Consider the following 15,067-nt stretch of genomic DNA (forward strand, 5'->3'; position numbering starts at 1 on the left):
GCTGCCCGGACTCCCTTCCTGTCCTGTCTGCGGACGTCGGTCGGCTTGCGCCTGCCGAGGATGCCGACGGCGTAAACCGGGTTCAACACAGTGGCCGGGTCAAGCCCAGCGCGTGCCGCGTCGCCAGCCCGTCATGGGCACCGTACCCGCCCCTTCGGTCCGTCGGCCGAGACTGTGGGCAGTGGCCAGGGTGTCGGGATGCTTCTTCCCCAGCACGCGTTGCTGCACGCCGATGATCTCCTCGTACTCCCGGCGCGCCCATGCCGGTTCTCCTTGCTCACGCCGTACGCAGGCCAGGGCGTACCGGGTGTTCAAGGTGGCTCGGTGCTCGTCGCCCAGAAGGCGCCGCTGAGCGGCGTACACGTCCTCCAGTTCGGCCCGCGCCGCGCCCAGTTCGCCCAGGTCGTACATGATGTGAGCGAGGTTGTAGCGAGTGGTCAGCGTGGAGCGGTGGTCGTCCCCCAGCGTCTGCCGCCGGACATCGAGAATGGCCTCGAACTCGCGTCTGGCCACGAGCGCGTCGCCCAGGTCGTACAGCACGCGGGCGAGCACATGACGGGTGTTCAAGGTGTACCGGTTGTCGGGGCCGAGGACCCGCTCCTCGGCGGCCAGCACCTCCTGGAGCTCCGTGCGTGCGATGTCCAGCTCACCGCAGTCGTGCAGCAGCCGCCCCAACTCGTGCCGTGTGGCCAGCGTGGAGGGATCGCCCTCGCCCATCAAGGCACGCTTGTCGGCCAGGACCGCTTCGAACTCCGCACGCGCCTCATCCAGTCTGCCCTGGCCGTGCAGCAAGTGGGCGAGGTGATGCCGGGTGTGCAGTGAGTCGGGGTGCCTGTCGCCCAGTGCGTTCCGAAAAACGGCGAGGATATGGATGCTCTCCTCGTGGGCCGGCTCGTACAACGTGCGGGCGCTGAGATAGCGGACCGCGAGCTGCGCACACCGCAACGCGTCCTCGACCACGCCGGTCGGCAGGTGCGTGGCGGCGATGCGGTGTGACAGGTGCAGCGCATGCGGGAGCAGGACCTGCCACGTGGGCCAGTGTGCGACGTCCTCGGGCACTCCGGTGGCGTCGTCGAGCGCCACGCGGTGCATCAGCGCGACGGCCGTGGGGAGATCGACGCGTGCACGGCTCGTGTCGCGGATCAACGGATGGAGCCGGGCCAGTGGAGGACCGGAACCGGGCTCCGGCGCCGTGAGCAGTCGGATGAGCCCGACGCCCGACAGCGCCTGCAGCAGCTCCCACAAGCCGGGACCGTCAAGGCCGGGAAACGCTTCCGTCGCGGCCAGGGACGGGGGATGCAGGAGCAACGTATAGGGCAGGGGCGCGTCGGCGAACGTGGCCAGCAGGTCCAGCAGGGGCTGGGCCAGCGGCTGCCCCTGCCTTCTCAGCAGGTCCAGGGAGAAGCGCCAGGTCTGAGCGATGGCCTGCTCGGCGTTGACGAGACCCAACCCGCCCTCCAGGGCGTCTCGGTACGCCGTGAACGTGGTGAACGTCTGCGCGTCGCGAAAGGCCGCCGGGATCTCCGTGGTGCGGGAGAGGTACGAGCCGGCCATGGTCAGGGCCAGCGGAAGGCCACCGAGACGGTGCGCCAGATTCTCCGCCTCCGCGGCGCCGCCCGCCCGGCCCCCGGTGTGATCGAGCAGTACGTGTGCGCCGTCCGCGTCGCTCAAGGTGTCCAAGGGGTGGAGAACAGCGGTGGGCCCCCACGTGGCACGCGTGCCGTCGCGAGTGGTGACCACGACATGGCCGTGCGGCGCGGTGTGCCGCCGGATCCAGCCGGTTCCTGCGGACAGGTGCCCGGCGCCATTCAGTTCGACGGGGTCGTCGGCGTTGTCCACCACAAGGAGCCACGGCTGGTCCAGAGTCGGCAGGCAGTGCCACAGTGCGTCGGCCGCTATGCCCGAACGCAGGTCGACCTCGGTGGCGCCCGCCTGCCGTGCGACCGCGCGCAGCCCGGCCTCCAGCGAAGCCGTCTGCCGGGCGTCCACCCACCAGACCCGCACCGCTCTTTCCACCGCGGAGCGGGCCAGTTCCAGCGCCAGCGAGGTCTTTCCGCAACCGCCCATTCCGTGTACGACGTGCAGAGAACCGTCCGACTCCGTGTCGAGGAGCCCCGTCAGCTCCCGCAGGGCAGCGTCACGGCCCCGCAGCGGCAGAGCCGGATCCAGCAGACCCAGCGGCGGCGCCAAGGTGAGCACGGCCGACTCGGGCTCTCTGCCCTGCAACAGCGTGCCGATGGCTACGCCACCGTGGCTGGACCGTACGGTCAATGACCGGGTGGCGGCCGCATCTTCCCGCGCGGCCTCGGTCGGGCCCGTGTAGTGCCGGGTACGTTCAGGAGCATTACGTACCCGGCCGTGGAGGGGTGGCGCCCAAGGTCACCGACCCACTGATGTTGGCCGCACCGGCGGCGAAGGAGCCCTGGTCGGCATGGATGTCGACGTGCTCGCCGACCATGGCACCGGCACCGGTGATCACAGTCTTCCGGGCGTCGCTGTCCTGCCCGGCAACCCTCTGCACCATCTGCACGAGCTCACGCAGTTGCTCGGCGCCTTCGGCGCGCTCGGGTTCGTCCATGCTCTCCAGCAAGTCCTCGAACCGCGTACGCCACACGGTGTCCATCCGGGTGCGAACCTCTGCCCCCTGAGATTCCGGCGCGTTCTCCAGTTCGGTCGCGGCACGGTCCAGCCGTTCCATGGCCGTCTCCGTGGCGCGCTGATCGCCTCGACCGAAGAGTGCGGCGACCCGTCTGCGCAGTCCCGCCCAAGCGTCGGTCCCCGCCGCTGTCGCAACTGCTGAACCACCGGCCGCAGCCAGCACAGTCAACGATTCCGTCAACACCCTGGATGCCCCCTCCCGCGTCCCACTCAGTGCATAGCACTCGATCCCTTCTGTCCAGACTGCGTGGGACCGCCGCCGCACTCCTCGACCGGCTACGCGCGACCGGTAGCGAAGCTTCTCGAACGGCCAGTCGGACGCCAGCCAGGCGGCCACGGCCCGGTGCAGCGGGCCGTCCAGCTCGGCGCGGTCCGCGCACACCCACGAGCGCACCTCCGTCACGCCCGCGTCCGCGTGCGACGGATAAATGTAGACGCAGCCGATCACCCGGCCGGCGTCGTCGAGAACCGTGTACGTGAAGCCGGTGCGCGCCTGGAAGTCGTGCGCATGGCTCTCCAGGTCGCGCAGGTTGTCGGCCAGGCTCATTCCCGCGGGAGGCGGCCAACTCCGTTCCAGGAAGCCGGGGGTGGCACGGATGTGCTCGATGCTCGACGTCCAGGCGGCGTGGTCGGCGTCATTGTGCTGCGGCCCGAGAGGCTCCAGGCGGAAGCCGTCGGCCGCAAGGCGCGTGGGAGCGACGAAGTCATGGGGGACAAAGGGATTCTCGGACATCCCGAGAGAGTACCGAGGGGGTCAGCGGCGCGACCGGCTCACGGTGACCGAGTCTCGTAGGGGCCGCCTCTGAAGTACATGCTGCTGCGCGCTCGGGGACGGTCACCCCGCTCATGCGCGGCATCGGACCGGTCGGCGGGCGCCGACCGGTCGGCCAGCGCCCGCAGTGTCCGCAGACCGGCCAGGACGCCGGCGCGATGGTCCGACCCCTTCATCCAGGCGGGAAGCCGCGCGAACATGGCCATCGTCGGCCGGTACCCGCCACGCTCGCGCAACCCGGCACCGACATAGGCGGCCAGTTCGTCGACGTGCTCTGCGTTGTAGGCCCACAGGATCCGGCCCACGCAGCGGGTCTGCAGCCAGAGCGGCCGCCGGAAGAACGGGTCCTCGCTGCCGCCCGGCGCCACACCGACCAGCCCGGCGCCCCGCACCTCCGGCTCCCAGTCGGCCACGGCCCCGCACCTGCCGCAGGCCACACGGCGTGGCTGGAACATCAGCTCGCTGACGTACCGGGGTGCGGCGATCCCGGGCCGGGGCAGCACGACCGCACGGCCGCCGCACGACCGGCAGACCACCAGCACGCGGTCGCTGAACTGGACCAGCCAGCGCCCGGCGTCGTGATGGCGGCCGGGCCCGGTCTCCGGCGAGGAATCCATGGCCACAGCCTTCCAGGTGCGCCCGCCGGTGAGAAGGCGGCCAGGAATGGACCGCCCTAGGGTGGGCACACCGGTTCAGGAACGTCCCACCCCACGTAGCGCAGGGAGCCGTCATGGCAGTACGTCACCGGCTGATCAGAAGGCCGCCCGCGGAGGTATGGGCCGTGCTGGCCGACGGGGCCCGGTACGGCGACTGGGTGGTGGGCCCGGACTCGTCGCGTGAGGCCGGGAGTGACTGGCCGGAGCTGGGTTCCTCGATCGAGTACACCGTCCGTCTGGGGCCGTGGACCGGTACCGGCAGAACAACCGTCCGCGACATCGATCCGCCCCGCCGGATCGAGCTGGAGGCGGACAGCGGAAGGCTGGGCACCGCCCGCATCGCCATCGAGGTACGGCCCTGGGGCCGCGAGACACTGGTCATCGTCGACGAGCACCCCCTGCGCGGCCCCGGCGCCGCCCTGCACAACGCCGCACTCGACGTGCTCCTCCAGCTACGTCACCGCAGCATGCTCTCCCGGCTCGCCGACACCGTCGAGAACTCCCCCTCCGCACCGGCGCTGCGCTAGAAGCCCCTGCGGTGACCAGAACCATCTCCCGAACTGACTCTCCGCGTACGGGACTTGCGCGACGAGGCCTGTCAGATACGGGCAGGCCGGTTCCGTACCCGGGAGCAACGCCTGCCGCCGCGACAGGGCCAGCCTGCGTCGTTCCCGGTCGACTTCCGTGACGACCACGCAGATCTCGTCGCCGACCCGGACGAAGGCGCCGAACGGGATCAGTTTGGTGACCTGTCGGTCACGTCGAAGCGGGCGGGCTCAGCCGGAGACGGGGACGGCCTGTGGGTCGACATCACAGTGAGCGACCGAGTCGGCCAGGCCCTCACCACTGATCTCGATCCGTGTGGTCGCCTTGCCCTTCCCGGGCACCTTCACCTTCTCGCTCTCCTCGATGACGGTGATGCCGTTCGCGTCCTCGAAGGTGACCGACACCCAGAAGCGCGCTGCCTTCCGGTTGCCGTTCGTGACCTTGACCGTCGCGTACGGGGCCGTCTTGGTCGCGCAGCGCACCAACTCGGCCTGTGCGCTCTCCAGCTGCTCGCCGCCGGGGGAGCTGGAGGGGGTGGAGCGGTGGGTCGGCCGCCGGTTGTAGGAGCCGCCGCTGGTGCTGCTGTCTCCGCTGCTGCCGTACGCATCGTCATCGTCGTCGTAACCAGAACCTGAGGTCGTCGACCCGGAAGATCCCGAAGATCCGGACGAGCCGGACGAACCGGAGCTGCTGGACGACGAACTGTCGTGGTTCTGGCTCGAACTGCTGCAGCCGCCTCCGCCGCCACCGCTGCTGTGGCGACTGCCACCGCCGTGGCCTCGGCCCGTCGTGAAGCCGGTCAGCGCGAGTGCCGACAGCGTCAGTACGGCTGTGATCTTGATTGTGCTCCCCCGATTACTCATTCGATCATCCTACCCACGGCTGCTCACGGGCAGGCGCGGTTCGCCCGAGCAGGTCAACTCTCCTCGATCTGTTGGGATTTGGAGCTTGCCCGTGGGTGGGGGTGATCCGCTCTCACGCAGCACATTGCGCCGTAACGGCAGATACCCCTCGCGCCTGCTGGGGGACGTCTGCCCCCCCGCCTCGGCGTACGCGTCGGTGCGTGCGCCGGTGGCGTTCCTCGGCGTACGGGGTGACGCGGGAGGTGGCGCGGCCTGCTCCCCGTGGCCGGGCCGGGATCGATCGATCATCTGCCGGGGAACGGGTGTCGGCGACTCTCTCGGCGACTCTTCCAGTGGCGGGGCGAATGAAGCCTGCATAGAACGGGAGACACGATCACGCGCGGGACGAGGACGTCCCGCTGAAATGGAGAAGCGAAAATGGCCGCTGAGTCATTCTCTGCCGCTGGGGACACGTCCGGGACCGGCGACCCTTTGGTGTCGACGTCGGTTCACTGGGGCACCGCGCAGCTCGGCGCCCCGCCTGCCCACCAGCCCGCCCCGTGGCCGCAGGCCGTCGACCACGACACGGAGGACGCGCAGCCGGAACCGGCCGCGCACGCCGCCGCCGACGGCCCCCCGCAAGAGGCGCCCGAAACCGACGGCGGACCCCCGGCGCAGGCAGCGCCCGGCCCCGACGAGGACGCCGTGGAAGAGCTCATACGCGTCGCGGTGGTGTCCAGGCCGCTGGACGACGTCGTCGACCTCGTCACTCTCCTGGAGCAGTCGCCTGACGGCGTGACAACTGCCGCCTCTGTGCTCCGTCTGGCCGCCGTGGCCCGATCCGTCGACGACGTCACCCGGCTGGTGGAACTGCTCGGCCCGCCGGAACACCCGGCCGAGCACATGGACGAGGCCATCCGGCACGCCGCCGAGGAACGGCCCGTGCCGGAGGTGAGCCGTCTCGTCCACCTTCTGTCCCGTCCTCCGCACGATCCGCACAGCAGTGCCGAGGCGGTGCACGCCGCGGGCACGACCAGGTCCGTCGAGGATCTGATGCAGCTGATCGGCAGCCTCAGGGAACACCGGGACGCCGACAACTCCGAGGTCGGCCCCGGTGCTTCGGCCTCGGCCGCTCCGCTCGCACCCGCAGCCGATGCGGCCCACCCGCCGCCCGCTCCGACTGCCGAGGCCACGAAGGACTCGCAGAAAGCGGAGGCCGCAGAGGCGCAGGGCAGGACGTCCCTGGTGTGGCTGCGTCGCGTGGCAGGCGTACTGCTGCTGCTCTGCGCGGCGGCTCATTTCCCGATGAACTGGTCGGAGGCTTCCGCCCTCGGTCTCTCCGCCGCGCTCTGCGTCTCCGTCCTCTGCGCCCTGGTGGGCGTGGCGCTCTGTCTGAGCGGGTCACCGGTGGTGGCCGTGGCGAGCACCTTGATCGCGGGTGGGCTGACCGTCGCCCACCTTGTGGACGACCGGTTCAACTCCACCACGCTCGCCTATGTGCTGCGGCCCGACGGGGTGTCGGCGCCGCTCCCGACCCTGTCGGCGGTGATCGCCACGCTGGCCTCACTGCTGGTCGTGGCGCTCACGGTCGCCGGCCTGAGGGCCGCGGCCAACCGGAACGCCAGCGCGCGTCTCTAGACGCACGCGAGTTGTGCACGAGGTGCTCGCGCTCCTCGGTGAAAGCCGAGGAGCGCGAGCACCTCTGTGTCTGTCAGCTGTCTGTCAGCTGTATCTGTCAGCCGTCGGAGCCATTGGCCGCGTTGAGCCACACCCCGATGGTCGGCAGGGCCTCGGGTCCGCTGTTCTCTTCCACGGAGCCGACCAGATCGGCGATGGAGACAGCCTGGAGGGAGGCTCGCCAGGCGGCATCGGCCGCGCTCATCGCGCGGGCGATGGGGCACGGCTCGGTGCAGTCCTCGGGCGGTGTGCCGAAGGGGCCTCGCCGGCGGATCTCGGTGCAGGTGAAGGCCGGGCTCGCGCCGTCGACGGCCTGCACCACGTCCAGGACCGTGATGTCACCGGCCGACCTGGTCAGGACGTAGCCACCCGTCTTGCCCTGAATGGATTTCACCAGGTCGGCCCGTGAGAGGGCTTGCATCTGCTTGGCCAGATAGCTGGGCGAGACGTCGTGCAGCTGCGCCAGTCGCGCAGCCGGGACCGGCTCGGTTGCCGCGGTCAGCACCACGCAGCAGTGCAGTGCCCATTCCACGCCGCCGGACAGTTTCATGTGCCCTCCCAGTTGACTCGGACACAGCGTATCCGAGTAATATCTCGGACATCGGATATCCGAGTTTGTGCCGGCAGGGCGCTCGGCTCACGGAAGGGCACGATCATGAACATCACGGTCATCGGCGGTACCGGACTGATCGGTTCGCAGCTCGTCTCCAGGCTGCGCGAGGCAGGACACGAGGTGGTCGCCTCGTCGCTGTCCACCGGAGTCGACCTGCTCACCGGCGCGGGCCTCGACGAGGCGCTCAAGGGTGCGGACACGGTCGTCAACGTGACGAACTCACCCACGTTCGACGAAGCCTCCCTGGACTTCTTCCGCACCTCCGTGGGGCACCTGCTGGCAGCGGGGGAGCGCGCGGGCGTCCGCCATCAGGTCACCCTCTCCATCGTCGGAGTCGACCAGGTGCCGCAGCTGGACTACTACCGCGCGAAGGCCCTCCAGGAGGACCTGCTGCGGCAGGGACCCACCCCGTACTCGATCGTGCGCGCCACGCAGTTCTTCGAGTTCATGGACGCGGTCATGACCTGGACCGCCGACGACCGGACCGTCCGGCTGCCCGCCACGCCCATCCAGCCCATCGCGAGCGCCGAGGTGGTCAAGGCCCTCGCCGACGTCGCCACCGCCGAGCCCCTCAACGGCACGCTCGACGTCGCCGGCCCCGATGTCTTCCCGCTCGACGAGCTGGGCCGCCTGACGCTGTCGGCCCGCAAGGACCCCCGCACCGTCGTCACCGACGACACAGCGGGCATGTTCGCGGCCGTCGAAGGTGACGTGCTGATCGCGGGTCCCGGCGCCCGCGTGGCCCCCACCCACTACGAGGACTGGTTCGCCGCCAACCGATAGGCAGCCGACAGGCGGATCGGGCGGCCACCGGTGCCCCGCCTCGGTGGCCGCCTCCAGGCGCACGCCCGGCCAGGTCAGGCCATCAGCCCCATCGGACCCCCGCCACCGCCAGGGACGCCGCGGTGGCGGGGAGCGCGATGGCAAGCATGAGGGGGTGGGCCAGGGCGGTCGTCACCTGCATGCTGTGCCCGGCCCGCCGCATCGCGGGGACTGCCCTGGCCGTGAGCGAGCGTGCCTTCACCCGGTGGTTCCGCTCCGAGACCGGTGGGAGCCCCGCGGTCCGGCGGGGCCGGCCCCGCCTGCTCGCCGCCGTCCCGCTCCTGCGCACCGCCTCGGTCAGCGAGGTCAGCCGACGCGTCGGCTACGCCTCTCCTACGGCATTCACCGCCGCCTTCACCCGCGCCTTCGGCGTGCCCTCGTCCCGCTTCACCCCGAGCCGCCTGGGCAAGGCCGCCTGACCTGCGCCTTTGTAGAGAAAGCCGTCGGCAGCGGCGGGCACCGGTGCCGAGCCCGGTCGACTACCCAGGGGATGCCGATTCCACGCTCCACGTTCCGGCCAAACACCGCTCAGGCTGTGAGCCCACCCATAGGAGCCACGTCACATGCTAACGACGGTAGTAGACCCTTCGGGGCGCCGCCGGAGGGCCGTGGGTCACTTGCGAGGCGCCTGACCAGGGCGTCCTGCGTAGCGGGGTAGTACGTCACATGATTGCGCCCAGCTCCGGCCACCGCTAACCCTTGCTGAAGTTCCGGGGCAACCGGACCGCATCGGGTGAAACCGCCCGCTTCGACCGAGCCCCTCAACACACTTCGCATTGGAGAGTTACCCCCGCATGGCCATTACTCAGACGCAGACCAAGCCCGGCCGCACCATCCGACTGCGCAAGATCTCCGTCGCCGGTATCGCCACCGCAGGTGCCGCTGCCGCCGCCCTCACGCTGGTCCCCTCGCAGGCCCACGCCGCCGAGCCGGCCGCCGCGAGCAAGCAGGTCACCAAGGCCGCCGCGGCCGGCAAGGACTACGGCAACAACCTCGACGGGTGGATCCGCGAGTCCCTGGACATCATGAAGTCCAAGGGCATCCCCGGCTCCTACGAGGGCTTGCACCGCAACATCATGCGTGAGTCCGCCGGTAACCCGAACGCCCAGAACGGCTGGGACGTGAACGCGCAGAACGGCACGCCGTCCAAGGGTCTGCTCCAGGTCATCCAGCCCACCTTCGAGGCGTACCACGTCGCGGGCACCCCCAATAACCTGACCGACCCGGTCGCCAACATCACCGCGGCCGCCAACTACGCCGCCGACAAGTACGGCTCGATCGACAACGTCGACTCCGCCTACTGAGCCATCGGTCGTCCAACCCACTGAGCCACCAGCCACCGGTCGAAGAGAAGGGCAGCGCATGCCGCACGAGAGCAGCAACGAGCAGCAGGCGCACGCGGCCGAAGGCCCCGCAGTGCCCGGCTACGGGCCCCCGCGGGTACGGGGCTCCCGGCGCAAGCCGAAGAGGAAGGCCCTGCGGTACGTCGCGTGGGGCGCGCTGGGAGCAGTCCTGATCGGCGGAGGAGGTGCCGCCTACGCCTGGCAGCACCTCAACGGCAACATCCAGGGCACGGACATGAACGCTGCCCTCGGAAAGGACCGGCCCGGCGAGCAGAAGGACGGTTCGATGAACATCCTCCTGCTCGGGTCCGACTCCCGGGCGGGAACGCACGGCCACTACGGCAGCGGCATCAGCGGAGCCCGCGCCGACACGGCGATGGTCCTGCACGTCGACAAGACCCACAAGAAGGCTTCGGTCGTCAGCATCCCGCGCGACACGATGGTCGAGCGGCCCCAGTGCGCGAAGCCGCACGGCGGCGAGGCGGCCGGCGCGCAGCAGGCCATGTTCAACTCGTCCTACCAGGTGGGCGGACCGGCATGCACGGTGAAGACGGTCGAGAAGATGTCGGGCGTCCGCATGGACCACTACCTCGAGGTCGACTTCAAGGGATTCCAGAAGCTCATCGACGAGCTCGGCGGTGTGGACATCACCACCCGCAAGGCGATCCACGACCCCAACAGCGGTCTCGCTCTGAGCGCGGGCAAGCACACGCTCAAGGGCAAGCAGGCACTGCAGCTCGTCCGCACCCGGCACGGCGTGGGTGACGGAAGTGACCTGGGCCGCATCCAGCTCCAGCAGGCGTTCATCAAGGCCCTGATCCACCGTGCCGACACGGTCGATCCGCTGGGCAGCCCCGCCAAGTCCTACGACCTGGCGGACACCGCGACCAAGACCATCAGCGCCGACTCCGAGCTGGCGTCCGCGGACAAGCTCCTCGGCCTGGCCAAGGAGCTGAAGGGCATCAGTCCCGACCGCACCAACATGGTCACCATGCCGGTCACCTACGACGCCCAGGACGCGGGACGGGTCCTGCCGCTGGAGAAGGCCTCGCACCGGGTGTGGAGCGCCCTGCGGCACGACCGGCCCATCCCGAAGTCCGCGACGCAGGACTCGGTGGGCGACCGGACCGACTCGCCGGTCTCCGCGGGCACCTGACCCGCCCGAGCTCCTCGCCGCACGCCGGGCCGGCCCGGGTCACCGCACCCCGTCGCGCCCCGTGCGGCTGAGGGCTCCCGGCCACCACGCCGTCGGCCCGATGTCGCGGACCAGGGCCGGCACCAGGAGCGACCGTACGACCAGGGTGTCCAGCAGGACGCCGAAGGCGACGATGAACGCGATCTGGACGAGGAAGGCCAGCGGGATGATGCCGAGGGCCGCGAAGGTGGCGGCGAGCACGACGCCGGCCGATGTGATGACGCCGCCGGTCGCGGTCAGACCGCGCAGCACCCCCTCGCGCGCCCCGTGGCGCAGTGATTCCTCGCGGACCCGGGACATCAGGAAGATGTTGTAGTCCACGCCGAGAGCCACCAGGAAGACGAATCCGTAGAGCGGTACGGAGGAGTCGGTGCCGCTGAATCCCAGGACGTGCTGGAAGACGAGGGCCGAAACACCCAGCGTGGCAAGGAAGTTGAGTGCCACCGTCGCCACCAGCAGGACCGGCATGAGCAGCGACCGCAGCAGTCCGATCAGGACGACGAGGATGATCGCGAGGACCACCGGGACGATGAGCAGCCGGTCGTCCTCGGCGGTCTGCTGGGTGTCGTACTGCTGCGCGGTGTAACCCCCGACGAGTCCGTCGGCACCGTTCACCGCGTGGACAGCAGCACGCAGCCGCGCCACCGTGTCCTTCGCCGCGTCGCTGTCGGCGGCGTCCTCCAAGGTCGCGTCGATGCGTACGCGGCCGTCGACGACGAGTACGTCTGCGGCGGCGTCCTGCTTGTCGACCCCCTGCTTCGCAGCTTCCTGCTGTCCCGTGCCCGGCCTACCGGACGCGGTCACGGCGGCGGCCGATGACACCCCTTCGGTGCGTTCGGCCGCCGCCGTGACCTGTTCGACCCTGTCCGCATCCGCGATCACGACGGCCGGATTGCCCGAGCCGCCGGGGAAGTGCTTGGCGAGTGTCTTCTGCGCGGCCACCGAGGGCGCGTCATTGACGAAGATCTCGTCCAGGGGCACGCCCTTGGACTGCAGCGTGGGGGCGAAGGCGGTGCAGACGAGCAGACCGACGAGGGTGCAGGCCCACACCTTGCGCGGTGCCCGGTCGACGAGCGAGGCGATCCGCGTCCACACGCCCTGGCCCGCGGACTTCTCCGAGGCCGACTTCGGCTTGGCGGGCCAGTAGGCCACACGTCCGAGCAGGACCAGGGCCGCGGGCAGGAAGGTCAGCGTGCTGAGCACGGCGCAGGCGATGCCGATGGCCCCGACGGGCCCGAGCGCGCGGTTGTTGGTGAGGTCGCTCAACAGCAGGGCGAGCAGGCCGAGTGCGACGGTCGCCCCGCTCGCGACGATGGGGCCGAGCGACCGCCTCAGCGCCGAGCGCATGGCGGCGGTTCTGTCGCGGCTGACGGCCAGTTCCTCGCGGAAGCGCGCGGTCAGCAGCAGCGCGTAGTCGGTCGCGGCGCCGATGACCAGGATGGAGAGGATGCCCTGGACCTGCCCGTCGACCCGGACGACGTCGTGGTCGGCGAGCACGTAGACGATCCCGCAGGCGAGTCCCAGGGCGAAGACGGCCCCCAGGATGATCACCAGCGGGAGCAGCAGGCTGCGGTAGACGAGCAGCAGGATCACCAGGACGGTGATCAGGGCGACCCCGAGCAGGAGGCCGTCGATGCCCCCGAAGGCGTCGGACAGGTCGGCCTGACTGGCTGCGGGCCCGGCCACCCGGACCTCCGCCCCGGGTACCTGGTCCGCCGCCTTCCTGACCTGCTCCAGGGTGGCTTCCAGGTCCTCGCCGAGGTCGGGCCGCAGGGGCACGACCCCTTGCAGCGCTTGGCCGTCCTTGGACAGGACGGCCGGGGACGCCGGCCCGGCGAGGCCTGAGGCGCCCTTCAGGGAGGCGAGCGCCCGGGTGGCACCGGCCTGCTGAGCCTTGTCGATCCCATCGCCCCGAGCGGCTCCGTCCGCGGTCCAGACGACGATCGCGGGAAGGGTCTCCTCCTGGTGGAACGTCCGCTGGGCGTCGATGACTTGCGTGGACTCGGCGTTCTGCGGCAGGAACGCGGACTGGTCGTTCGTGGCGACCTCCCCGAGCTTTCCGGCGTAGGGCCCGAGCGTCCCGCCGATGCCGAGCCAGGCGACGAGCAGGACGACGGGCACCAGCCAGCGTGCCAGGCGCGTACCTGTGGACATGGGTCTCCTTGTGCACGTGATGCTTCAACGAGAAAGAATCTCAATGATTGAAGCATCTCGTCCGGCAGGGATGCCAGGCGGGTACACCACAGGAGCCGAACCACCCTGCCGCGGGCGCACGACAGCCCAGCGCGGCATGTCCGGCGGAGCGCTCAGCGCTGACGGCCGCGCAGCTCGGAGAGTTCCTCGTTCATCGCGCCCAAGAAGCGCACCACTACGGCGAGTTCGTCCTCGCTGAACCGCACGCGAGCGTTCTGCGTCGCCTCGGCCAGCGGCCGGAAGAAGGTGCGCGCAGCCGCCTTGGCCCCCGGGGCGTAGTGCAGATGGACGACCCGCCGGTCCGCGCTGTCCCGCGACCGGCGGATGTGTCCGGCCCGTTCAAGACGGTCCAGGCATGCGGTGACGGCGCCCGACGTCAGCCCCAGATGGTCTCGCAGCCGCCCCGGAGTGAGCGGTTCACTGGCGTCCAGGATCGCCGCGAGGGCCTGGACGTCCGTCGCGTGCAGATCGTGGCCGGCGGCGAAACCATGGATGAGCCGGTTGAGCTCACCGTTCATGCGCCGCAGCTGCACCGCGAACGACTGCAGATCCGTCGGCACCTGCTCCGATGCCGAACCGCCGCCTGACGCTGAACCCTCTGTACTGACCACGGGTGCAGCCTATAGATCCTGGGGCGGAGCCCGTGCTGTGCCCTGTCGGCCGCCCCCCTGACGGGAGTAACCTGCCGGCATAGTCCGTGGAACGACTGCTCGCCGTCAGCGCGGCAGCAGCGTTTCGGCGACCACTCGGGCCACCACCGCCGACGAGGGCGTGTGTCTCTTCGGAGAGGTCCTGGGTGAGCACGAGGGCGAGCTGGCCATGGCCCTGACCACACAGTGCCGCGGCCCTCCCCAGTATCTGCACATCCGCGCCGCCTCCGAACTGGCGCTGCGCGAAAGGCTCGCCGCACGCGGCTGGGACGGCATCGAAACGCTGCGCCTCACCGAAGGACAGGCACACGGCGATCGCGGGTGATGCCCGAGCCGGCCGACGGCGCGGGCCGGCTCCCTCTCACCGAGCCGCAGTGATCCTGATCTCGGCCACCGTGCCGTCGCCCCGCAGGGACAGGGCCGCCGGGCCTTCGTGACGTACGCAGTCGAGACGGCCGAGCACGGTCTCCCGCCCGCCCGGCCCGCCGACGGTGACGCCCTCGGAGGTGGCCATGACGAGCAGGGTCTCACCCGCGGCGCACGTCAACTCCGCACCCTGTGCGGCGGCGACGGTGACCATCTGGACCTGGCCGGTCGCGCGGCCCCTGCGGGTCATCACATTCATGTCGCGCACCGCTCCGGACTCAAGACGGCAGTCCGTCACCGCGTCACCGGAGAAGGCGAAGGGGTTCAGCGGCTCCACCCGTTGCGGGGTCCCGTCCACGGTCAGCACCATGCCGTCGCCCTCGACCAGGGTGATCACGCGGTCGATCCCGGGAAAGGAGGAGAAGGATCCTCCCGCGTCCACATCCGCGACGCTCACCCGCCAGTCGTAGCCGTCCGCGGGCCCCGCCGAGGCCGGAGGCGCTTGTACGGTGCCCGACGCGACCTCCCGGGTCATGCCGCCGCCGTTCTTCCACGGCATGCTGCGGTATGCGCTCCAGCGCAGAACATCGTCACCCATCCGACGCCGCCTCCTTCCTCTGCTGAATCCGGGGTCAGCCTACGCGCCGACCAGCCGCGGGTTCGCCCCGCTGGGCTGCGACGTGCCCTTGATCGATAGGGTTCGAGAACGTGTGCAGGCCGGTGATCCTGGAGGT

At 70.3% G+C, this 15,067-nt stretch carries 14 protein-coding genes and 1 pseudogene; 7 read left to right on the forward strand and 8 right to left on the reverse strand.

What is annotated here, in order from left to right; translation table 11 throughout:
• Positions 1-99 precede the first annotated feature (99 nt).
• The 3 genes from AB0E78_RS21795 to AB0E78_RS21805 all read right to left on the reverse strand — a co-directional run bounded on the left by AB0E78_RS21795 (position 100) and on the right by AB0E78_RS21805 (position 4,047).
• Positions 100-2,226, reverse strand: coding sequence for a tetratricopeptide repeat protein (locus tag AB0E78_RS21795; protein WP_361834824.1), 2,127 nt, complete (start codon positions 2,224-2,226; stop codon positions 100-102).
• A gap of 118 nt (positions 2,227-2,344) precedes the next feature.
• The gene (locus AB0E78_RS21800) at positions 2,345-3,391 is read right to left on the reverse strand and encodes a hypothetical protein (protein WP_361834826.1); all 1,047 of its coding nucleotides are present in this window, start codon (positions 3,389-3,391) and stop codon (positions 2,345-2,347) included.
• Positions 3,392-3,429: 38 nt separating this feature from the next.
• Positions 3,430-4,047 carry a hypothetical protein gene (locus tag AB0E78_RS21805; RefSeq protein WP_361834829.1) on the reverse strand — a complete coding sequence of 206 codons (618 nt, stop codon included), beginning with the start codon at positions 4,045-4,047 and terminating at the stop codon, positions 3,430-3,432.
• A gap of 113 nt (positions 4,048-4,160) precedes the next feature.
• On the opposite strand from AB0E78_RS21805, the gene AB0E78_RS21810 reads away from it, so the two are divergent.
• Positions 4,161-4,613, forward strand: a complete 453-nt coding sequence (locus AB0E78_RS21810) for an SRPBCC family protein (RefSeq protein ID WP_361834831.1) — start codon at positions 4,161-4,163, stop codon at positions 4,611-4,613.
• A gap of 249 nt (positions 4,614-4,862) precedes the next feature.
• Here AB0E78_RS21810 and AB0E78_RS21815 read toward each other — a convergent pair whose 3' ends face one another.
• The gene (locus AB0E78_RS21815; protein ID WP_361834834.1) at positions 4,863-5,495 is read right to left on the reverse strand and encodes a hypothetical protein; all 633 of its coding nucleotides are present in this window, start codon (positions 5,493-5,495) and stop codon (positions 4,863-4,865) included.
• 474 nt (positions 5,496-5,969) lie between these two features.
• On the opposite strand from AB0E78_RS21815, the gene AB0E78_RS21820 reads away from it, so the two are divergent.
• Positions 5,970-7,112: a hypothetical protein gene (locus tag AB0E78_RS21820; protein ID WP_361834837.1), complete on the forward strand. Its 1,143-nt coding sequence runs from the start codon at positions 5,970-5,972 to the stop codon at positions 7,110-7,112.
• A 97-nt stretch (positions 7,113-7,209) separates the two neighbouring features.
• Here AB0E78_RS21820 and AB0E78_RS21825 read toward each other — a convergent pair whose 3' ends face one another.
• Complete coding sequence (locus AB0E78_RS21825) at positions 7,210-7,701, reverse strand: Rrf2 family transcriptional regulator (protein ID WP_361834840.1); 492 nt, start codon at positions 7,699-7,701, stop codon at positions 7,210-7,212.
• Between the two features lie 105 nt (positions 7,702-7,806).
• On the opposite strand from AB0E78_RS21825, the gene AB0E78_RS21830 reads away from it, so the two are divergent.
• From AB0E78_RS21830 to AB0E78_RS21845, 4 genes and pseudogenes are all read left to right on the forward strand, one after another.
• Positions 7,807-8,547 (forward strand): SDR family oxidoreductase, encoded by a 741-nt coding sequence (locus AB0E78_RS21830; protein WP_361834842.1) that lies wholly within the window; start codon positions 7,807-7,809, stop codon positions 8,545-8,547.
• Between the two features lie 218 nt (positions 8,548-8,765).
• A pseudogene (locus AB0E78_RS21835) lies at positions 8,766-9,005 on the forward strand (helix-turn-helix domain-containing protein); the annotation flags it as partial.
• Between the two features lie 375 nt (positions 9,006-9,380).
• Positions 9,381-9,890 (forward strand): transglycosylase SLT domain-containing protein, encoded by a 510-nt coding sequence (locus AB0E78_RS21840; protein ID WP_361834845.1) that lies wholly within the window; start codon positions 9,381-9,383, stop codon positions 9,888-9,890.
• A gap of 58 nt (positions 9,891-9,948) precedes the next feature.
• Complete coding sequence (locus AB0E78_RS21845; protein WP_361834847.1) at positions 9,949-11,085, forward strand: LCP family protein; 1,137 nt, start codon at positions 9,949-9,951, stop codon at positions 11,083-11,085.
• A gap of 39 nt (positions 11,086-11,124) precedes the next feature.
• On the opposite strand, the gene AB0E78_RS21850 is transcribed toward AB0E78_RS21845, so the two are convergent.
• The gene (locus tag AB0E78_RS21850; RefSeq protein ID WP_361834851.1) at positions 11,125-13,278 is read right to left on the reverse strand and encodes an MMPL family transporter; all 2,154 of its coding nucleotides are present in this window, start codon (positions 13,276-13,278) and stop codon (positions 11,125-11,127) included.
• A 152-nt stretch (positions 13,279-13,430) separates the two neighbouring features.
• Positions 13,431-13,928, reverse strand: a complete 498-nt coding sequence (locus tag AB0E78_RS21855; RefSeq protein ID WP_361834854.1) for a MarR family winged helix-turn-helix transcriptional regulator — start codon at positions 13,926-13,928, stop codon at positions 13,431-13,433.
• Between the two features lie 160 nt (positions 13,929-14,088).
• Between AB0E78_RS21855 and AB0E78_RS21860 the strand changes: the two genes are divergently transcribed.
• Complete coding sequence (locus AB0E78_RS21860) at positions 14,089-14,292, forward strand: hypothetical protein (protein ID WP_361834857.1); 204 nt, start codon at positions 14,089-14,091, stop codon at positions 14,290-14,292.
• Between the two features lie 36 nt (positions 14,293-14,328).
• Here AB0E78_RS21860 and AB0E78_RS21865 read toward each other — a convergent pair whose 3' ends face one another.
• Complete coding sequence (locus tag AB0E78_RS21865; protein WP_361834860.1) at positions 14,329-14,931, reverse strand: HutD family protein; 603 nt, start codon at positions 14,929-14,931, stop codon at positions 14,329-14,331.
• Positions 14,932-15,067: the final 136 nt, after the last annotated feature.

This window comes from Streptomyces sp. NPDC032198, from assembly GCF_040636975.1.
Lineage (GTDB): Bacteria > Actinomycetota > Actinomycetes > Streptomycetales > Streptomycetaceae > Streptomyces.